The following is a 20555-nucleotide window of genomic DNA, read 5'->3' as shown; positions in this document are numbered from 1 at the left end:
CCATGACAGACACGCCGGCCCACCTGATCAAGCAATTGCGCTCTGCCCTGATGGCCCGCGCGTCCGAGGCGACTGTGCCCGGACCGATACGCCATGCCGGTCCCATCAAAAGCGGCTGCGATATTACCGCCAAGGATGACGGCTTTCACTTTGCGGCCTACAAGGACCATTCGCACAAGCTCTTTTATGTCGAATGGTGGTACTACAATTTCACCGATCCGGCGTCCGGTCTGACCGCCATGGTGACCTTCGCTGTCTGCAATCCCGGCAATGAGCTTGATCTGGGCACCGCCAGTCTCAACTTCGCGGCCTTCACCCCTGAAGGACAGGTCGACACCGATATCGAATTCTACCACGTCACCCATTTCTCCGCCGAACAAGACTGCGCCAATGTGTCGATCAAGGGCAGTTCGGTGACGGTGCTGGACGACGATACCTATCACGTGGTGGCCGCCAGCAGTGACGGAAAGATCAAGTTCGATCTGACCTTCAATCGCACGGGCCGCTCGCAGCTTTTGGCGAATGACGTGCCCGGCTATTCCGCGTGGGAGATTTCAAGCTGGCTGGTCTACATGCCCGCCGCGAAGGTTACCGGCAAAGTGAGCGTCGAGGGCAAGGATTACGAACTGACGGATGCCAAGGGCTATCACGACCACGATTGGGGAATGTGGATGCTGCCCGAACGCATCTGGAGCTGGGCGCAGTTTTCCACCGACGACCACCACACCGCCTTCGATATCGGCTTTCACGCGGCGTTCCAGAAATCGACCGCGTATTTGAAGCTGGGGGACAAGGACATCTTCTTTCCGCAGGATAATTTCCAGTCCAAGCAATCCGATTGGGACCATTGGCGCGTGTTCTGGAGCTATCCGAAACACGTCGATTTTCAGGCCGTCGATGGCACTGGTCAGTATGAGCTCCAGCTGAGCTGGCAAGTCACCGATACCTCGGTTCTGTGGAAATACCCGCTGATCGTTTTTGAACAGGGCTGCCATTTCACCGGCACCTTGCGCGAGGTGGACCCCGGAAATCCCGGCGGTGGCAAGGTGTTGGAACAGATCGATACAAAGGGCTTTTGCGAATATACCGACCGCTGGGTTGGCGGCGGCAGTTAGGCGCTATTTTTCCTTCAGCGCATGTATGGCGCTCCAACCGGGGCCGGGATCGTTCTGTCGGAAATGGTCGGCGCGGGCGCGCAGCCGGGTGGCGGGCACATCCTCTGGCACGCCGTCCAGAAACCGGTCCAGCGCGGCGCAGGCTTGGGCGAAATCGGCGGTGTAATACGCCTGAAGCGCGGCATCATATTGCGGTAGATGCGTCATCACCCGCGCGGCACGGTCTTGTGGAAGCGCATCGATAACCTCGTAGAGCCGGACGGGCGTCTTGCGGCCCACGACGGTCACGTGATCGACCTGCCGCAGCTGCCGCGCAGTGCCGCCGGGGTCGCCGCCCACCATGTCTTCGGAAATCAGAACAGCGGTGCCATAGCGTTTCGTCAGGCTTTCCAGCCGCGCTGCAAGGTTCAGCGTATCGCCGATGGCCCCCATGCGGATCTGGTTAAGCCCGCCGACCGCGCCAACCACGACCTCACCGCAGCTCAGGCCGATGCCAAAGCCCGGCGCGGGCAGCCCCTTTGCCACGATCTCCGGCTGAATCTTTTCCAGCGCGCGCGCCACCCCGACAGCCGCTTCCAGACAGGTTTCCGCCGGGGCGTTGAACAGCGCAAGCACCGCATCGCCCAGGAAGTTGTCGATATAGCCGCCCGCGCCAAGCACCTCGCTTTCAATGGCAATGAATAGCTCGTTGAAAAGCTCCATACTCGCCTTGGCGCCGATCTTTTCCATGATCCCCGTGGCGCCGCGCATATCGCAGAACATGACCGTCATCCGGTCGGATGCAAAATCGCCGACGCGGATATCCACGATCTCTGAATGGCCGAGAGTTTTGAGAAGATAGCCCGGAATGAACCGGCCATAGGCCGTTTGCAGCGCGACGCGCTGATCCTCGACTTGCCGCAGCGCCCGGGCGGTCGCATCGCGGCGCAACTCGCTCAATAACGGGGTCAGAAGCCCTTCGATCTCTGCATCCCCCGCGGCGGGCGTCTTCGCCTCCGTCACTGGGCTGAGACAGACAAAGACGGACATGTCATCGGGCTGGACCAGCGCAATTTCACGGGCCGGGTCCACCGCTTGCGGCATCTCGCCCGTCAGGTCCAATGCCACGCTGCCATTCGCCTGTCGCTGCGCGGACAGCAGGCAAACCCGGTCACCGCCCGAGCCTTTCGTGATGCGCAACAGGGTCGCGCCGGACACATCCAGCACCCGCAGGCACACATCCTGCATCCAGCTTTCGCGGTCGCCATGGCCTGCCCGCCAAGGCATCGAGGCAGGCGCGGCGGCCTTCTGTGCCGCGGCCGGCTCTGCGCCATCGGTCAAGGTCACGCCCCAAAGCGCGCCCAACTCGCGCGCCTGCTCTGCCGCCCAGCGCGCCTGACCGGCGCTGCCGATCCGCTGATAAAGCCGCTCCAACGCCTGCGCGGCCAGCACGCCAACCCAGAGCGGCGACCGGCCGTCCCGCGCGTTTTGAATGACCGCATCGAAACCGGCAATCGCAGCCCCGTCCCGCCCGTCTGCCCATGCGGTGGCTGCGGCCATGATTTCAGCCAGCGGTTCGATATCGGTCGCCCCGCGCGCCGCCCATGCCTTCAACTTGCGCTGGCTGACGCGCACACTACGTCGCATGGCCGCGCCGGGGCGCAACGTGTTGACATGCGCCGCCGCCAGACCGCGCAGCATCTGGTAATAGGGCACGTAGAATTGCCCCTGAAGCGAATCGAAATGGGCATCGATGGCTTGAAGCGCGCTCAACGCCGCCTCGGCGTCGCCCGCCATCAGATGCCGCATCCCCTGGAACATTTTGACGTAGCACAAAGAGGTGTAATCCTTGTGCCGCTCGCAGAACGCCTCTTGGGCGGCATCATCGGGAACCGCGCCCTCTGGGGCCTTGAGCCAGCCCAGAAAATCCTGAACCATCGCCAGAAGGAAGGCGACCTTGTGCTGGTTATACTCGCGCCCGAGGGCCAGCACCTTTGCCAGCGCCTCTTCGACCTCGGGAACTGGCGCGCCGGACAGGAACTGATCGCAGCACCGGTGCCAGCCGCAATAGGTGGCAAATTCCAAGTCGCCAGAGGCCTGCCCGGCGCGTTCGCCTTCATACAGGTGATCGGCGACCGCATCGCGGCTCTCGCTCCAGTGGCGCACGAAGGTGTTGAACAGCATATGCACCCGCGCGCGCAGATCATCGGCTTTGAATTCCTCGACCAGTCGCAGCGAAAGGGTGCCGTATTCATAGCCCGCCTTGACGTTGCCGACGACGGCGCATTGCGCCAACCCGTAGCAGACCCAGCCAAAAGCAGAGAGCCGGGAATTCCCCTTTTCGACCGACAGCCGCACCATGCGAAAGACGATCAAGGCGAAAAGGTTCGGTTCCGCGAAATACGCCGCCGAGGCCGCAAGCATCAGCGTTTCAAGTTCCTTTTCGGCCCGCACATCGCTCATCTTGGGCAGCGCAAAGAGATCGTCCATGCTGCGCCCGCGCAACAGCATCATCGTGCGCGCAAAGCTGATCCCGACCTGCGCCTTGCTCGCCCGGCGCGGCAAGGCCCCGCCCAGTTCATCCAGCATCCCGATGGCGATATCCAGCGCCTCTTCATACTGAACCGTGCTGACCTTCTGTTGCAGCCGCAGAAGATACGCGCCGGCCCATTCGACGGAATCCCGCGCGTGGTCCGCTGCTGTGTCGATCAGGGCATCGAACCGGGCGATGTCATTGGTCAGGTAGGCCGCCTCTGCCGCGTCGAGATGCGCCGCCATCATTTCTTCCGGCGCGCGTCGCCAAGCATCCAGCGGCGTGATCGACAATCCTGCATTCGCGAACTCCAGGGCGCGCGCCGCGTCCCCGCTATCCAAGGCCGCGCGCGTCGCCTTGCGGTTCAAATCCGCTATTCTGGCGCGCTCTTCCTCTTGGCCGATACTGCCCAGATCCTCGTTGAACAAAGACACCGACCGGAACAGCCAGCCAGTATCCTGCCCCGCCCTGTAGCGCTGTTCAAAGGTCTGCGCGGCAGAACGTTTGAGATCGGCGCGATGCGCGCGCAGCGGCGTGTCCCGGTCATAGGCGGCGCGCTGGAACGTATCGTGTGCGAAGGTGTAGACGCCCTTGTTTTCATCCACCACGCCTTGTTCCACCAATATGTCAAGGCGCGCGCGTAATTGCGTATCGGTCTGGCCCGTCAAACCCATCAGCAAGGGCACATCGATGCGCTCACCGATATAGGCGGAAATGGTCAGCAGATCCTGCGCAGCCTCATCCAAGCGCGACAAACGCTTGCCCGCCAGATCATACCCATCCGGCTGCGCGCCCATCGTGGCGACCGCCCGCATGGCGCTTTTCAGATCAAGGTGATCGTCCGCCCCCTGCGCTTCATCCGCGAGCAGCTCCAGCACGTTCATCGCGGCCATCGGCGTCGCGTCTGTGGATCTTCGGATTTCTGCACTTAGCGTCAGGGCATCCTCGGGCGGCAGGTTCAACCGCTGCGCCAGCAATTCGGCGATATCGCTTTCGTCGAAACTGCCGACTTCCTCATCGAACAGCGGATTGCCCGCCATTCGGATCGTGCGCCGGAGCGGGGTCGCGTTATCGGCAACCGCGCTGCGGTAACAGCACAGCACGGTCAGATTGCCCATTGTGGTGTCACCGACCAGATCGGTCAGAACGGTCAGGGTCGCGGCATCGGCCCATTGCAGATCGTCCAGAAACAGCACCGCCCGGCGAAACCTGCGGGTCATGACGGCGATAGCCTTGCGCAGGACGAAGGACAGGCGGATCTGGTTTTCGCGCGGGGCCAGCGGGATCAATTCGGGCTGCGGGCCAAGCACGTCCCCCAGACTAGGGCACAGGCTGACCAGAAGCTGCGCATTGGGGCTGACCGCGTCGATCAACAGGCGGCGCAACTCTTCGCGCGCACGCGGGGCCATGGCCTCCATCTCTTGCGTCATTTCTTCCAGCGCGCGCACGAAGAACGCCGCAGGTGCCGCCGTGTTGAACTGGTCATACTTGAAGGAAAACAACCAATCCGACGCATCCAGAACGCAGTCGAACGCGTGGCGCGCCAGAGTGGATTTACCTGCCCCCGGAATGCCGCTGATAAAAGCGACGCCGGGCCGTGTCCGGTTTGCCCCAAGAAGGAAATTCTGAAGACCGGCTGCGATTTTCTCGCGTCCGACAAAGGGCAATGCCGCCGCAGAAGACAGCGCGACGTCTGCAATATCCGGTGTCATCATACCGCGTCCTCCGCGCGACCGCTCGAATGCCCGATGGTTGTTCGATCCCGGCGGGCAAGCGCCAGTCCGACCTGCGCGCCGTAACGCCGCGCGCAGAATTGTCTACCAGCACAAGTTTTGCATGAAAATTAACAACCGAAAAGGCCGCCCGGCCTTTGACAGAAAGGACCGGCAGACCGAAACTAACGGCATAACGAACTACGAAATATAGGCTTTTCTCGCATATGCGCCGGTGGCACTGCAAGGCGGCAGCATTGTAAAGCGACGAAGGCCCGCGGCAGAGCCAGAATTTTCGCCAAAAGGTAGAAATTTCCGCGCCGCCCCAAAGGGGACGAACGCTCAAACCGGCACAACGGCCGTATGCTTGACCCGGCGCAGCGCAAAAATCGTGGACGTTCCCGCGACGCAGTCTTGCTCCAGCACCCGGCGCATCAGGATGTCGTCCAGATCGGCGATGTCGCGCACCAGGAGATGCAGCAGATAGTCCCAATCGCCAGAGATGGCATAGACCTCGACGATCGTCGACTCTGCTTCCATCGCACGGGCGAAACTGGCACGGGACGCCGCGTCCTGCGATTTCATCCGCACCTGCACGAAGGCGTCCATCCCGCGCCCGACCGCCGCCGGATCAACAAGACGCCGGGGCGGGCCGATGACGCCGTCTGCCTCAAGCGCGCGCAGACGCCGCCAACAGGTCGCGGGGGAGCTTGCCACCCGTTCGGCCAGATCGGCCACGGAAAGCGAGGCGTCCTTTTGCAGCACGGCCAGCATCCGCGCATCTAAACCGTCCAAACTGGATTTATCGCTCATTGAAGGTCCGTACGTGAAATGTGCATTTCACTTTTTATACGTTATCTATCGAAATCAAAACACCCTTATCAGCCGAATGAACGATCCTGAGAGTCACGCCAGCCAGTGCTTGAACCGCGAGGCCAGATATGACCGACCAGACCCCGATCCTGCAGGATTATGAATTGAGCGACCGATACACCCGGCGCACGGGGCGGGTGTTCATGACGGGGACACAGGCCATTGTGCGGATCGCCTTGGATCAGGCGCGACGGGACCAAGCGAACGGGCTGGACACGCGCGGCTATGTGTCGGGCTATCGCGGCTCTCCGGTTGGCGGGATCGACCTTGAGATCGCGCGCAACGCCCAGATCGTCGAAGACGCCGGCGTGACGTTTCTGCCTGCCGTGAACGAAGAGCTTGGCGCAACGCAAATGATCGGCACCCAGCAGGTAGAAACCGACCCGGACAAGACCTGCACGGCGGTCTTTGGCCTTTGGTATGGCAAGGGACCGGGGGTGGACCGCGCGGCAGATGCGCTCAAGCATGGGAACGCATACGGGGCCTCGCCCAATGGCGGTGTGCTTGTGGTGGCAGGAGACGATCATGGCTGCGTGTCGTCTTCCATGCCGCATCAGTCGGACGTCGCCTTCATGAACTTCTTCATGCCAACGCTGAACCCCGCCAACGTGGCCGAGTTCTTGCCCTTCGGCGAATGGGGATATGCGCTGTCACGGTTTTCCGGCATGTGGGTCGGCTTCAAGGCGATCTCGGAAACGGTCGAGTCCGGCCAGTCCTTTGACCTTGCGCCCGACAGGGTCTTTGTCACACCGGATTTCACCCCACCGCCCAGCGGCTTGCATTATCGCTGGCCCGACCTGCCCGGCCCGCAGATCGAAGAGCGGATGGAAGCCAAGAAGGCCGCCGTGCTCGCCTTTGCCCGCGCCAACCCGATTGATCGGGCCGAATGGGGTCATGCGGCGCGCTTCGGCATTGTCACGACCGGGAAATCCCATCTGGACACGTTAGAGGCGCTGCGGCTTCTGGGCGTTGATCAGACCCGCGCGGCGGAGCTGGGCATCGACATCTACAAGGTCGGCATGGTCTGGCCGCTCGAAGATGTGGGCGCGCTGGCCTTCGCCCAGGACAAGCAGGAACTTCTGGTCATCGAGGAAAAGCGCGGCATCATCGAAAGCCAGCTCAAGGAATATTTCTACGATTTTCCTGGCCAAAAGCCCGAACGCATGGTCGGAAAACGCGATGAGCATGGCGCGCGGCTGGTGCCCTGGACCCACGAATTGGGCGCGGTCATGCTGGCCAAGATCATCGCGCGGCGGCTCGACCTTGTGCTGGGGACGGATTTTGGCACCCGCGCCGCGCAGGTCGTCCCGCCCCCGCAATTGATCGAGGTCGAAGGCGCGACCCGGACGCCTTATTTCTGCTCTGGCTGCCCGCATAATACCTCCACCAAGGTGCCCGAAGGCTCGCAGGCGATGGCCGGCATTGGTTGTCATTTCATGGCAAGCTGGATGGACCGGAACACGACCTCGCTGATCCAGATGGGCGGCGAAGGCGTGAACTGGGTCGCCCGCGCCAAATTCAACGGCAATCGCCATATCTTCCAGAATTTGGGCGAAGGCACGTATTACCACTCCGGTGCGCTGGCGATCCGGCAGGCCATCGCGGCGGGCACCAACATCACCTACAAGATCCTGTTCAACGATGCGGTGGCCATGACCGGCGGGCAAACCGTGGACGGCCCGATCAGCGTCGAAGCGATTGCCGCCACGACTTTGGCCGAAGGCGCGCAGCGCGTCGTCATCGTTTCAGACCAGCCCGAACGGTTCCGCAGTGCCGATCTGCCGCGTGGCATCACCATTCACCACCGCCGTGAGCTGGACGCCGTGCAGCGCGAGTTGCGCGAGATCCCCGGCACCACGATCCTGATCTACCAACAGACCTGCGCCACGGAAAAGCGCCGCCTGCGCAAGCGTGGCAAGATGGAAGACCCCAAGCGCTTCGCCGTCATCAATCCGCTGGTCTGCGAAGGCTGCGGCGATTGCTCTGTCGCGTCCAACTGCCTTTCGGTGGAACCGCTTGAGACGCCCTTCGGACGCAAACGCAAGATCAACCTATCGACGTGCAACAAGGACTTTTCTTGCCTTGATGGCTTCTGCCCCAGCTTTGTCACCGTCGAAGGGGCCAGCCTGAAAAAGGGCGGCGGCGCGGGGTCCGATACGCTTAACCGCCTTGCTGCGGACCTGCCCACGCCCGACCTGCCCGCATTGCAAGACGGCTGGGACATTCTTGTCACCGGTGTCGGCGGCACCGGAGTCGTGACGGTGGGACAGGTCATCGCGATGGCTGCCAATCTTGAAAGCAAGGGCGCCAGCGTTCTGGACTTCATGGGATTTGCCCAGAAATTCGGACCCGTCCTGTCCTATATCCGCATGGCCGGCACCGCCGAGGCGGTCAATCAGGCGCGGATCGAACCCAGCAGCGCGGATGCGTTGATCGGCTGCGATCTTGTGGTCAGTTCCTCGCCCAAAGCGTCGGCCACCTATCACGCCGGAACGCGCGCCGTGGTGAACACCGCCGCGATGCCGACGGGCGACTTCACCCGCAACCGCGATGCCGACCTGTCCGTGACCGAACGGATGCGCCGGATCGAAGCCGCCGTGGGCGCGGCGCGGGCGCTGGATGCGAATGCACTGGCAAACGCTCTGCTGGGCGACACGGTTTTTGCCAATGTTCTGATGCTGGGCGCGGCATGGCAAGCGGGACTGGTGCCGCTTTCGCTGGATGCGCTGATGCGCGCGTTGGAGCTGAACGGCGTCAAACCGGATCAAAACAAGGCCGCGTTCACATGGGGCCGCCTCACCGTTGCCAACCCGGATGCTGTAACGCGCCTTGCCGACCTGCCGGACCCGGTGCCAGAAACGCTGGACGACATGATCGACCGCCGCGCAGCGTTTTTGACGGACTACCAGAACGCGGGATGGGCGGCGCAGTATCGCACGCTGATCGACCAAGTTCGCGCGGCGGAAACCCGTATTGCCGAGGCGCCCGGCGCATTGACCGAGGCCGCCGCCAAGGGCCTGTTCAAGCTTATGTCCTACAAGGATGAATACGAGGTCGCGCGGCTGCACAGCCAGACTGGCTTCACCCAAGACCTGCGGGCGACCTTTGACGGCGACTTCACGATCCGCCACCACCTTGCGCCGCCGCTGCTGAGCCGTGGCAAAGACGCGCGCGGCCGACCGATGAAGCGCGCATTCGGCCCCTGGATTCAACCTGCGTTCCGTGGCTTGGCCCGGATGAAGGCCCTGCGCGGCACACCCTTCGATCCGTTTGGATACACAGCCGAACGCCGGATGGAACGGGCTTTGATCGACGAATATCGCACCTTGCTGGATAAGCTGATCGCAAACCTCACCCCGGCCAATCTGCCGGAGGCGGCGCGGATCGCGTCTTTGGCCCTTGATATTCGGGGCTTTGGCCCGGTCAAACACGAAGCGGTCGCAGCGTTCAGGGAAAAATCCGCCGCGGCACTGACGGCGTGGGCCGCCTGACTGGCAAGGCCGCTTCGTGCGCTAGACGCCGACATATTTGCGCAGCAGGGTATCGTCCGCGCGCAATTCGGTCGCGGTCACGATCTCTCGGCTGCGGCCATTTTCGATAAAGGCCACTCGGTCAGCCAGCGACAAGACAGCTTCGATCCGCTGTTCGACCAAGATCACGGCCACCCCTTCGGCGCGCATGGTCTCTACCGTCTCGCGGATGAGCTGGATCATGGAGGGCTGCAACCCCTCCGTCGGTTCATCCAGCAGCAGCACGCGCGGCTCAAGGCAGAGCGCCCGCGCCGTCGCCAGCATCTGCTGTTCGCCGCCCGACAATGTGCCCGCGCGCTGGGTCAGCCGCTCCCGCAACCGTGGGAACATCTCCAACACATGTTCGCGCGTGGACTTGCCCTTGCCGCGCGTCATCAAGCCGACTTCGAGGTTCTCCGCGACCGTCAGATCGGAAAACAGGCGCCGTCCCTGCGGCACATAGCCAATCCCCCGCCCCGGAACCTCATGGGCAGGCAAGGCGCTGATCACCTCCCCCGCCAATGTCACGGTCCCGGCCTCTGGCGGCACAAGTCCCATGATCGTCTTCAATGTCGTGGTCTTGCCCGCACCATTACGCCCCAGAAGGCACAGAACCTCCCCCTCGCGAACATCGAACCCCACACCGTAAAGCACCTTGACCGGCCCATACCCGGCTTCGATCCCATCCACCTGCAACATCAGCCTGTCCCCAGATAGGCGGCCTGCACCGCCGGGTCGGCATGGATGTCTTCAGGCGTGCCGCGCGCCAGCACCCGGCCCGCATCCAGCACGGTGATCCGTTCGGCAAGGGCCCGCACCACATCCATGTTATGTTCGATGAGAAGGATCGTCGTCTCCCCCGCGAGGCGCTTGATCAGCGCGTTGAACTCCGCGATTTCGGATTCGGCCAGACCTTGTGTCGGCTCATCCAGGATCAACAACCGGGGGCGCTGCGCTACACCCATGGCAATTTCCAGCAAGCGCTGGTGGCCATAGGAAAGATACCCCGCCAACTGATCGCCCCGCTCCGCCAGCCCGACATGATCAAGCGCCTCTTGCGCGGCAGCCCGATCCCGGTTGCGCAGTGCCAGCGCCACGTTGTCGAACAGGCTCAGTTTCGCGTAGATCGCGGTGATCTGAAACGTATAGGCCATGCCAGCCCGAATGCGTTTATGCGCTGGCAGATGCGTGATTTCGCGCCCGTCGAACCACACCCGCCCGGCGCTGGCCTCGATCCGGCCAGACACCATGCCGACAAAGGTGCTTTTGCCCGCGCCATTGGGCCCGATCAGCGCGTGGACTTCACCCTCGGGCAGGGTGAAGTCGACCTCATCCACCGCCTTCAGACCGCCGTAAATCCGGGTCAGACCTTCTGTCCGCAGCAGGCTCATGGCAGCCACGGGGCCCAGCGCTTGCGGACCTCCCCCATGATACCGGCGCGGGCGAACAGCGTCAGCAGAACCAGCACGACGCCCGCGATCAGCATGTATGCATTGGTCAGGCCCGACGAGTAGTCGATCAGGTAGAACATGAAGACCGCACCGACGAGCGGCCCGATTGTCGTTCCCGCACCGCCCAGCAGCACCCAGAGCAACGGAAAAATCGAATATTGCACAGAGGCGAATGTCGCCCCGACATAGCCAAACAACAGCGCATAGCCCGCCCCCGCCGCGCCCGACAGGGTGCCCGACATGACCACGGCAAGGATCTTGTGCGACAGCACGTTGTATCCCAGCATCCGCGTGCGTTCTTCGTTCTCGCGGATGCCAATCAGCACCGCGCCTTCCTGACGGCGCACCAGCCAAAGCACCAGCAATAGCGCGACCGAGAACAGCGCCAGCGCCGCCATGTAGCGCGTCACCGGATCGGTCAGATCCAGCCCCGCCACCTGCCGCGCAGCCTGCGGAATGACAAACCCCTCATCGCCCCGCGTCCACGTCCCGAAATAGAGGATCGTCAGAAAAGCCGATTGCGAAAACATCAATGTCACGATCATGAAGGCGACCCCGACAGTCCGCAACGCCAGCACCGCAACAATGACCGACAGCAGCGCCGCGGACACCAGCCCGGCGATGAAGGCCGGCACAGGGGACCAACCGCCATGCTGCATCACCAGCCCCAGCCCATACATGCCAGCGGCAAAGAACATCGCGTGCCCCAGGCTCAAAAGCCCGGTATAGCCGAACAGCACATTGTACCCCACCGCATAGGTCGCAAGCACCAGGATCCGCGCCATGTTGCCCTGGTGGTAGTCAGGCAGCGTCAATCCCAGAACAAACAGCACCGCAATCAGTGCAAGATGCAGCCCCAAATCCCGGATCATGCGGCACGTGTCCCGAACAGGCCCTGCGGGCGGAACACCAACACCAGCGCGACCAGCAGCGTCGCCAGAATTTTCGACAGGGTCGGGCTCAAGAATACCGAGATGATCCCATCCGACATGCCGATCAACAAGGCGGCCACGACCGTCCCCCGGACCGAGCCTAAACCGCCGATGATCACAACGATGAAACTCAGCAAAAGCGGATCGCCCCCCATCAGGTAATGCGCCTGCTGAATGGGCACGATCAGCACAGCCGCCAAAGCCGCAAGCCCCGCCCCCAGACCGAAGACAAGGCTGTACACGCGCCCGACCGGGATACCGAACGCCAGCGCGGTTTCGCGATCCAATTGCGTCGCGCGCATGATCAGCCCGATGCGCGAACGCGTCAGAACCGCCCAGAACGCCAGCAGGATAACCACCGCCGCCGCGATGACGAACAACTTGTAAGACGTGGTCGACAATCCCCAGGGATAGAACCACTCCCCCGCTGCCCAATCATACCAGGGCAGCGCGATCCGGTGATTGAACGGCGGCTCGACGGGACGCGCCTCTGGCCCGAACCACATCAGCGCCGCCTGTTGCAGGATATACAAGATGCCGATGGTTCCGACGATGGTTGCCTCCGGATCATATGCGACGGGCTTCAGAACCAGCCGATCCGCCACCATTGCCACAACCGCCGCTGCCAAAGGCGCAATGACCAGCGCGGCCACGAATCCCAATGCCGGATGGCCCGCGATCACGCTCGCCACGAACCATGCAACGACAGCCCCCAACATATAGAACTCGCCATGGGCCACGTTCACGACGCGCATGACACCGAAGACAAGGCTCAACCCCAGCGCCGTCAGCGCCAGCACCGCTGCCCCAACCGCACCTTCCAGAACCGCCAATAACAGATGAGGCCCAAACTCCATGCCCGGATCATTGCCCGTCAGAGTCTGAAAGCGCAAGCGCGTTGCAGCGCCAAATGACCACGCCTGAAGGGTGATGCAAATTTCCTCGGCAAATCCGACAACGCCCGGCAAAAGCCGTGGAACGGCCCCAACAACCAAGGGGCTTCATTGTTCCCAAAATACTCGAAAACCGCACTCTCCACCTGCCGCACGAAAGCCGGGGGAACTGCGCTCCAAAGAGGCCGCAGCACATATCGCCCGGACCAGTCCAATCCGGGCACATGCCATCGCGTGTCGGCCCAAACGCCCGCCCGGAATGAACTGCATCCGGGCAGGCGCGCTCCGATCAGAATGCCATGGTGGTATAGTCGGCCTCGTCCGGATACTGCGTATCCTCGATCGAGGTCGTGTGAACCTTGACCAGCTTCCCGTTCTCCACCTTCGAGATATACTGCACCCCGAAAACTTGGTGCGTCTTGCCGTTGAACAGTTTCGGCCCCTGTGGGTGCTCAAAGCTTTCCGCCAGCTCGGTCATCGCTTCGATCGCCTCGATCAGCTTGGCACGGTCCTGCGGCCCCGCATAATCCGACGCCTCCATGCCTGCCTTGATGATGTGCAGCGTTTCCCAGCAGCCGAACATATGCGCATAGGTCGACACGTCGCGCGGGTCAGAAACGGACGCGCCATTGTCATCCACACCAACCGCCGCCCGGAAGGCCTTGTCATATTCGGTCTGATCCGCCTGCGCATAGCGCGGCATACCCTCCCAGAAATAGGTGCCATCAAGGAACTCCAACCCGGGCGAGGTCATATCCACCGCTTCGAGGCTGTCGATAAAACCGAAAATCGCCGGTTTCGACGGGCCGAAGAACTCGCCCATTTCCTTGACAAAGGTCAGCACTGCGGGGCCGACCATCACGTGATAGACCACTTCGGTCTCGCGCGGGATTTTCGGGAAATACTTGGTGAAGGAGGTCTCGGTCGGTGGGATCGCGATATGCTCCAGAACCTCACCGCCCTGCGCTTCGATGGCAGCGGTGAAATAGTCGCGGTGATCGTGGCCGAAGGCAAAATCGGGGAAGATCATCGTGACCTTCTTGCCAAGGTTTTCAGCCACGTAAGGGGCCATCGCCTGCACCTGGCTTTTCACATCTGTGATGCCGGGCTGCATCGTATAGCGATTAAGCGCGCCAGAGGCGACGTGATGCCCTTCGGAAACCACGAAATACGGCAGTTTCAACTCGCCCGCCGCCGGGGCAGAGCCATAGACCACATGCGAGAATAGCGTGCCGAAGGCCACGTCGCAATCGTGCTGGCTGGCAAATTTTCCGACCACTTCGGCGCCGCGTTTGGGATCGGTGCCGTCATCTTCGGCAATGATCTCGATCATGCGGCCATTGATGCCGCCCTCGTCATTGATCTTCTTCACTGCGGCGTCTGTCGTGCGCCCATACCAGCGGCCATAGGCAGCGCCGATCCCGGTCACGTGCTGCTGGAACCCGATCCGGATCGGCGCAGAACTTTGCGCCTGCGCGAAACGCGATACCAATGGTGCGGCGGCCAGAACGCCCCCTGCGGCGGCGCCCTTGATCAGCGTCCGACGGTTGGTCTTAAACGATTGAGTCATCCCCACTCTCCCAGTCTGCGGCCCCTTATGGAGAGGCTCGGATATCATGCGTTCATGGTCGGAACTTGCCCGCAGCTTGTCCAGTGAAAACTGGATCACGCGCCGCGCGGTGCCGCCAGAAGCCACAATCCGAGGAACGTATAGGCGATCATGAACAGCGAAAGCGGCAATGTTGCCAGCCCGGCGCGGCGATGCCCGTCGAACAGGTCCAGCGCCATTCGGTGTGCCAGAAGCACCGACCAGACATGCCCCAGAACCACCAGCCCTGCCTGCGACAACCAGATCGCACGCATGCTGGCAATCTGGTTGAAGAACCCGGTCGTCACGCGGAACGGCGCCAGCCCCAGCAAGTCCGCCCCGCGCGCCAAGGGATCATTCAGCGCGCCCAGCACATACTGAATTTCGACCAGGAACGAGGTCAGGTAATGCGCCATGTGATAGGCCAGCGCGATGGGCAGGAGGCTCAGCGCAAGCGGTCCGAAAATCTGCGCCAACCCGCGCGAAGAGGGCGCAAGCATCAGCCCCAATCGCAGTGTCAGGGCAAAGGACACGATCAGCAGCAGCACCGCTGCCGCCAGCCCGATCAGGTTCTGCGCAACCACCGCAGAGCGACCCGGAAATTCGAGAGGATTCACGCCAATCCGCGCCAGCCACCAGAATGTCTCGTTGATCCCGTCAAAGCTGCCAGCCCCCAGCAAAACCAATGCGAACAGCCCTGCCCCGATGCCCCAGGACCGTCCGGCAATCTGCCAGCCAGGTACACCGACCCCGGCGCGCCCGAACACCGCCAGCCTGCTGTAAGCACCAAGAATGGCGTGACCAAGTTCGCACCGCCGCAGCCATTCCGGGCCAAAGATCAGCAACCCGGCGAAGGTGACCAGCCAATAGATGCCAACAGCGCGCGCAAGGCGCGTCGGATCGCTGGGGGCGATATCGGCCAGCAGAAACGCCGCAAAGCCAAGCATCATCGCAATCGCGGGCCACCAGCCAAGGTTCGGCAACCGGGCCACAGGCGCGGGCCCCAACACGCGATAGAGCCCGGTCCAAGGGTTGATCCATGCCCAAGGGTTGCCGATTAATCCGGAAAGCGACACAACCAGCACCCAGCCCAGCGTCCAAAATCCCAGCGTCATCAGGCTGGACAGCGGGTCGCGCGGCCCCGTCATACCCAGCCACACCAGAAATCCCATCAGCACAAACGACAGCAGACTGGTCACGATCTGCACATTTTCGAGGCGAAGCGGATTAATCGGACGCCATGCGAAAAGACTGCGCACCGCGCGTTCGGGCAGCACGAACAGCGCCAGAACCGTCGCCACCACGGTTGCAACCCCGGCAGAGATATAGGCCCCCGTGGGCAAAAGAAGCACGATCCCCTGATCCGAAGCATGGGCCAACGCGCTGCCGGGCCAGCACAGCCACAGCAGCCAGAACTTGACCCCAATTGTCCGATCCCGCACCCTCATACCCGCAGTTTGACGAGGAGTTGCGGGATTTGAAAGCGGCGAGATGGCTTTTTCTGCTGGCGCTTCTGGGTGTGGCCGGGTGGCTTCTTGTCGCAGAACGCGGCCCGGCGATCCTTGTGACCGATGCGCTTGTTGTCCCGTTCGAAGGCGGGGCGGCGGGGCTTGTGTCCATCGACAATCCCGGCCCGCCGGATCGGCTTGTTGCTGTGTCCAGCACGGCCACGACGGCCGTTCTTTATGTGCCCACCGACCAAACCAGCCTGCCGATTCCCACTGGCAGCTCTGCCTTGGCGCTGGATGCCGCGCATATCCGGCTGGGCGGCAGCTTTGCCGATGGCACGCTGATCCCGTTGACGCTGAGTTTCGCACAAGCTGGCGATGTGACCCTGCAAGCCCGGTTGTCCGACCCCACGACACAAGGCGGTGCAGAGGAAGTCGGCCTGTTCGGGCTGGGCGATATCTGCAAGGTCGGTGAGGGCGAGCCTGCCCCGGCGATCTCGCTTGACGTGACCCCGGAACCGGACGGCTGGCATATCGACATCAAGGCCGAGGATTTCACGTTCTCCAAGGATCTGGTCGGGCTGTACCACGTCCCCGGGGTCGGCCACGGGCATATCTATGTCGGCGGGATGAAACTGGGGCGGCTTTACGCACCCGAAGCGCATATCGGCGCGCTGCCCAAGGGCAGGCACGAGGTCCGCGTGACGCTCAACACCAACGACCACCGCGCCTATGTGGTGGGAGACACGCCGGTGACGGCGACGGCGGTGATCGTTGTTGACTAGGACGCAAGTGCGAGACTTACTCGCCCAAAAGCAAGGCGGGGCAGGCACGTGAGCGACGGCGCGATTATCGGTGTGGATGTAGGCGGAACCTTTACCGATCTGGTGATGATCGATCCGAGCGGCGCGATCCGTATCGCGAAAACGCCGACGACGCTGGACAATCAGGCCTTTGGCGTGCTGACCGCGCTTCGCGATGCAGAGGTTTCTCTGCCGCAGGCCGGATTGATCGTGCATGGCACCACGACAACCACAAATGCGGTCTTGGAACGCAAGCTGTCGCGCACCGGGCTGATCACGACCGCAGGTTTCCGCGATGTGCTGGAGCTGGGGCGGCGCACCCGTCCACAGGCCTATGGCATGAAGGGCGTGTTTCGCCCGGTGATCCCGCGCGATCTGCGGCTGGAGGTTCCCGAACGCATGGATGCGGCGGGCAATGTGGTCACGCCGCTGGATGAAACGGCGCTGCGCGACGCCGTGCAAACCCTGAAGGACGCGGGCTGCGAAGCGCTCGTCATCCATTTTCTGCACGCCTATGCCAATCCAGACCATGAAAAACGCGCCGCGCAAATCGCGGCGCAAATCTGGCCCAACGATTACATCACGATGGGCCATGCGCTGCTGTCCGAAACGCGCGAGTTTGAACGCGGTGTAACGGCGGCGGTCAATGCCTCGGTCCAGCCGCTGCTGGAGCGGTACATCGCGCGCCTGCGCGGCGAACTTGCGGATCAGGGATATCGCGGCGACGTGCTGGTGATGAATGGCAATGGTGGGATGGTGTCCTCGCGGCTGGTGGCGCGCGAGGCGGCCAAAACGGTCATGTCGGGACCGGCCTCCGGCGTCATGGCCGCCGCCTATACCGGACGCCGTGCCGGGTTCGAGAACCTTCTGACCTATGACATGGGCGGCACCTCTACGGATGTGGCGCTGATCCGGGGCGGGCATCCGCCCGTGTCGAACGAGATCGAGGTCGAATATGCCATGCCGATCAACGTGCCGATGGTGGATGTGCGCACGGTCGGGGCCGGTGGCGGTTCGATTGCGCGAGTCAACGCCGCCGGACTTCTGGAGGTCGGCCCGCAAAGCGCGGGCGCCGATCCCGGCCCGATCTGCTATGGCAAGGGCGGAACGGAGCCGACGATCTCGGATGCGAACATGCTGCTGGGGCGGCTCGATCCGGGGCGGCTGAATGCGGTGAAGGGCGGTGTCGGCCTTGAGACGCTGGAGCGCGTCTTTGCCGATCTTGGCACGCCGCTGGGTGTGGACGCCCGTGCCGCCGCCGAGGCCGTGATCCAGATGGCCAATACGAAAATGGCCGGCGCGATCCGCATGGTATCGCTGTCGCTTGGCGCGGACCCGCGGGATTTCGCGCTTTTTGCCTTTGGCGGGGCCGGGCCGCTTCATGCGGCGGCGCTTGCGCGCGAATTGGGCGTGCCCCGCGTACTCATCCCCGCCCGGCCGGGCCTGACGAACGCGCTGGGATGCGTGGTCGCGGACCTTCGGCACGACTATGTGCAGACCATCGGCCTGCCCCTTGGCCCCGATGCGATCGACGCGGTGCGCCACAGCTTTGCCCAACAGATCGAAACCGGTGCGGCGGCACTGGGACAGGAAACCATCGATATTCGCGAAATCCGCCACGATTGCAGCGTGGATATGCAGTTTGTCGGCCAATCGCATGTGGTCCGTGTGCCGCTGCCCAATGGCACGCCCGATCTGGAAGAGCTTCAGACCCGGTTCGAGAAAGTCTATTGGGAGCGGTTCCGCGTCGATCTGCCCGAAATCCGCGCCAAGGTCGTAACGGTCAACTGCTCTGTCATCGGTGTATGCGCGCCGGTCGATCTGTCCGGCCTGATTGCCCCCGAAGGAAGGTGCGCTGAAGCACACCCTACCGGCCACCGCGATGTCGTACTGGAAGGTCAGGTTGTCCGAACGCCGATCTATTGGCGCGACCACCTGCCGGAAACCGTATTGCTGGATGGTCCGGCGCTGATCGAGCAGGCCGATACGACGATCTTGATCCCCCCCGGCGACCGGGTCGAAGGGATCGCGGATGGCAACCTTGTGATACATGTTGGCGGAGCAGACGATGACCATTGACCCCATCACCCTTTCCGTCATCCAAGCCGGTTTGCAGCAGGTCTGCGACGAGATGGACCTGAGCTTTTCGCGCGCCGCGTTCTCGCCGGTGATCGCCGAGGCCAATGACCGCTCTGACGGGATATACGCGGCCGAGGATGGCGCGCTGATCGCACAGGGCGCGGGCGGTTTGCCCGTCTTTGTCGGTACGATGCAGTATTCCACCCGCACCCTGATCGAAATGATCGCCGCCGGAACTGTCGCCGCGCCGCAACCCGATGACATTTATATCGTCAACGATCCCTATCTAGGCGGCACCCACCTGATGGATGTGCGCTTTGCCCGCCCCTTCTATCGCCGGGGCGAGATTTTCTGCTGGCTGTCCAATACCGGCCACTGGCCCGATACGGGCGGCTCTGTCCCCGGTGGGTTTTCCGCCTCTGCCACCTCGGTCGAACAGGAAGGGCTGCGCCTTCCGCCGGTGCGATTGTTCAAGCAGGGCAAGCTGGATACCGAAATCTATTCGATCATCTGTTCCAATATCCGGGTGGCCGACCAGCGTATCGGCGACGTAAAGGCTCAGGCCGCGGCGCTGATGGTGGGCGAAACGCGGCTGCATGCCCTGTTGGACCGTTACGGCGACGAGACCGTCCGCGCCGCCATCACAGAACTGCGCGCGCGCGCCTCGGCCCAGATGCAGCAACTGATCGACGAGATCCCCGATGGCACCTACCGGTCCACCGCCTGGGTCGATAGCGATGGCGTGGTAAATGAACCCTTGGCAATCAAGCTGGCCATCACCAAGACGCCCGGCCACCTGACATTCGATTTCGACGGCACCGCGCCGCCCTGCATGGGGCCGATGAATTCGGTTCTGGCAACGACGCTGTCGTCAGTCTACCTCGCCATGCGCCACATCTTTCCCGAGGTGCCGATCAGCGCGGGCGCGTTCGAACCGCTGGAGGTCATCCGGACCGAAGGCACCTTTCTGGATGCGCAATACCCGCGCCCCGTGTCAGGCTGCGCGGCAGAGGTCAGCCAGCGCATTGCCGAAGCCGTGTTCGCCGCGCTGGTCGAACCGCTACCCCACCGTGTCACCGCCGCGCCCGCCGGAACCTCGGGCAATTTCGCCCTGGGCGGCTTCGACCCTGAAACGGGGCGCGATTTCGTCATGTACCAACTGTCGGGCGGCGGATATGGCGGGAATGCCGACCATGACGGGCTGTCCAACGGATGTTCCACCATCGGGATTTCCAAAGCGCCACCGGTCGAGATCATGGAGCAGAACTTTCCCGTCCTCTACCACCGCTATGCCCTGCGCGAAGGGTCGGGCGGCGCGGGCCATCATCGGGGTGGGCTTGGCCTTGATTACGAGATCGAATTGCGCCGTGGCGATGCGCGGGCCAGCTTTGTGATGGATCACGGCCGCTTTGGACCGCAAGGGGCGCTTGGCGGGGAAGATGGTGCACCGAACATGGTCGAAGTCTGGCGCGGCGGCGAGTGTCACGTGCCGGAACATCTGTCGAAAGAACAGGATATCCCGCTTACCGCCGGGGACCGTGTGCGCGTGCGTACACCGGGCGGCGGCGGTTATGGCAATCCGGCGACCCGCGATGCGCAGCTTAGCGCAGAAGATGCGCGTTTGGGGCGCACACGCTGAC

At 62.8% G+C, this 20555-nt stretch carries 13 protein-coding genes; 5 read left to right on the top strand and 8 right to left on the bottom strand.

Going from position 1 to position 20555, the window contains the following annotated elements:
- Positions 1-2: 2 nt before the first annotated feature.
- Positions 3-1115 carry a DUF2804 family protein gene (locus E4Z66_RS08805; RefSeq protein WP_136462627.1) on the top strand — a complete coding sequence of 371 codons (1113 nt, stop codon included), beginning with the start codon at positions 3-5 and terminating at the stop codon, positions 1113-1115.
- A 3-nt stretch (positions 1116-1118) separates the two neighbouring features.
- On the opposite strand, the gene E4Z66_RS08800 is transcribed toward E4Z66_RS08805, so the two are convergent.
- Positions 1119-5342, bottom strand: a complete 4224-nt coding sequence (locus tag E4Z66_RS08800; protein ID WP_136462626.1) for an AAA family ATPase — start codon at positions 5340-5342, stop codon at positions 1119-1121.
- Positions 5343-5681: 339 nt separating this feature from the next.
- On the bottom strand, positions 5682-6152 hold the full coding sequence (locus E4Z66_RS08795; protein WP_136462625.1) for an Lrp/AsnC family transcriptional regulator: 471 nt from the start codon (positions 6150-6152) through the stop codon (positions 5682-5684).
- A 128-nt stretch (positions 6153-6280) separates the two neighbouring features.
- Here E4Z66_RS08795 and E4Z66_RS08790 point away from each other — a divergent pair, with 128 nt between their 5' ends.
- On the top strand, positions 6281-9703 hold the full coding sequence (locus tag E4Z66_RS08790; RefSeq protein WP_136462624.1) for an indolepyruvate ferredoxin oxidoreductase family protein: 3423 nt from the start codon (positions 6281-6283) through the stop codon (positions 9701-9703).
- Positions 9704-9724: 21 nt separating this feature from the next.
- Here the strand turns inward: E4Z66_RS08790 and E4Z66_RS08785 are convergent, their stop codons facing one another.
- The 6 genes from E4Z66_RS08785 to E4Z66_RS08760 all read right to left on the bottom strand — a co-directional run bounded on the left by E4Z66_RS08785 (position 9725) and on the right by E4Z66_RS08760 (position 16033).
- Complete coding sequence (locus tag E4Z66_RS08785; RefSeq protein ID WP_136462623.1) at positions 9725-10420, bottom strand: ABC transporter ATP-binding protein; 696 nt, start codon at positions 10418-10420, stop codon at positions 9725-9727.
- Complete coding sequence (locus E4Z66_RS08780) at positions 10420-11112, bottom strand: ABC transporter ATP-binding protein (protein ID WP_136462622.1); 693 nt, start codon at positions 11110-11112, stop codon at positions 10420-10422. The genes E4Z66_RS08785 and E4Z66_RS08780 overlap by 1 nt, the downstream gene beginning before the upstream one ends.
- The gene (locus tag E4Z66_RS08775; RefSeq protein ID WP_246035988.1) at positions 11109-12041 is read right to left on the bottom strand and encodes a branched-chain amino acid ABC transporter permease; all 933 of its coding nucleotides are present in this window, start codon (positions 12039-12041) and stop codon (positions 11109-11111) included. Before E4Z66_RS08775 ends, E4Z66_RS08780 begins: the two co-directional genes overlap by 4 nt.
- Positions 12041-12961, bottom strand: a complete 921-nt coding sequence (locus tag E4Z66_RS08770) for a branched-chain amino acid ABC transporter permease (protein ID WP_136462620.1) — start codon at positions 12959-12961, stop codon at positions 12041-12043. The genes E4Z66_RS08775 and E4Z66_RS08770 overlap by 1 nt, the downstream gene beginning before the upstream one ends.
- Before the next feature lie 325 nt (positions 12962-13286).
- Entirely contained in the window at positions 13287-14567 is a 1281-nt protein-coding gene (locus E4Z66_RS08765; protein WP_136462619.1) for an ABC transporter substrate-binding protein, read from the bottom strand.
- Positions 14568-14662: 95 nt separating this feature from the next.
- Positions 14663-16033, bottom strand: a complete 1371-nt coding sequence (locus E4Z66_RS08760; protein WP_136462618.1) for a hypothetical protein — start codon at positions 16031-16033, stop codon at positions 14663-14665.
- 29 nt (positions 16034-16062) lie between these two features.
- Between E4Z66_RS08760 and E4Z66_RS08755 the strand changes: the two genes are divergently transcribed.
- The 3 genes from E4Z66_RS08755 to E4Z66_RS08745 are packed head-to-tail and all read left to right on the top strand — an operon-like array spanning position 16063 to position 20554.
- On the top strand, positions 16063-16818 hold the full coding sequence (locus tag E4Z66_RS08755; RefSeq protein WP_136462617.1) for a copper chaperone PCu(A)C: 756 nt from the start codon (positions 16063-16065) through the stop codon (positions 16816-16818).
- Positions 16819-16866: 48 nt separating this feature from the next.
- Positions 16867-18915: a hydantoinase/oxoprolinase family protein gene (locus E4Z66_RS08750; protein ID WP_136462616.1), complete on the top strand. Its 2049-nt coding sequence runs from the start codon at positions 16867-16869 to the stop codon at positions 18913-18915.
- Entirely contained in the window at positions 18905-20554 is a 1650-nt protein-coding gene (locus E4Z66_RS08745) for a hydantoinase B/oxoprolinase family protein (protein ID WP_136462615.1), read from the top strand. The genes E4Z66_RS08750 and E4Z66_RS08745 overlap by 11 nt, the downstream gene beginning before the upstream one ends.
- Position 20555 lies beyond the last annotated feature (1 nt).

Origin of the sequence: Aliishimia ponticola, assembly GCF_004803475.1 — a bacterium.
GTDB classification, from domain to species: domain Bacteria; phylum Pseudomonadota; class Alphaproteobacteria; order Rhodobacterales; family Rhodobacteraceae; genus Aliishimia; species Aliishimia ponticola.
This window is presented reverse-complemented; position numbering and strand designations above follow the sequence as displayed.

Bases quoted from the DNA above. Each gene is read 5' to 3' on its own strand.
- E4Z66_RS08760 (WP_136462618.1), bottom strand. From the start codon at position 16,033: ATGAGGGTGCGGGATCGGACAATTGGGGTCAAGTTCTGGCTGCTGTGG.
- E4Z66_RS08770 (WP_136462620.1), bottom strand. From the start codon at position 12,961: ATGGAGTTTGGGCCTCATCTGTTATTGGCGGTTCTGGAAGGTGCGGTT.
- E4Z66_RS08785 (WP_136462623.1), bottom strand. From the start codon at position 10,420: ATGTTGCAGGTGGATGGGATCGAAGCCGGGTATGGGCCGGTCAAGGTG.
- E4Z66_RS08790 (WP_136462624.1), top strand. From the start codon at position 6,281: ATGACCGACCAGACCCCGATCCTGCAGGATTATGAATTGAGCGACCGA.
- E4Z66_RS08800 (WP_136462626.1), bottom strand. From the start codon at position 5,342: ATGATGACACCGGATATTGCAGACGTCGCGCTGTCTTCTGCGGCGGCA.
- E4Z66_RS08795 (WP_136462625.1), bottom strand. From the start codon at position 6,152: ATGAGCGATAAATCCAGTTTGGACGGTTTAGATGCGCGGATGCTGGCC.
- E4Z66_RS08805 (WP_136462627.1), top strand. From the start codon at position 3: ATGACAGACACGCCGGCCCACCTGATCAAGCAATTGCGCTCTGCCCTG.
- E4Z66_RS08780 (WP_136462622.1), bottom strand. From the start codon at position 11,112: ATGAGCCTGCTGCGGACAGAAGGTCTGACCCGGATTTACGGCGGTCTG.
- E4Z66_RS08765 (WP_136462619.1), bottom strand. From the start codon at position 14,567: ATGACTCAATCGTTTAAGACCAACCGTCGGACGCTGATCAAGGGCGCC.
- E4Z66_RS08745 (WP_136462615.1), top strand. From the start codon at position 18,905: ATGACCATTGACCCCATCACCCTTTCCGTCATCCAAGCCGGTTTGCAG.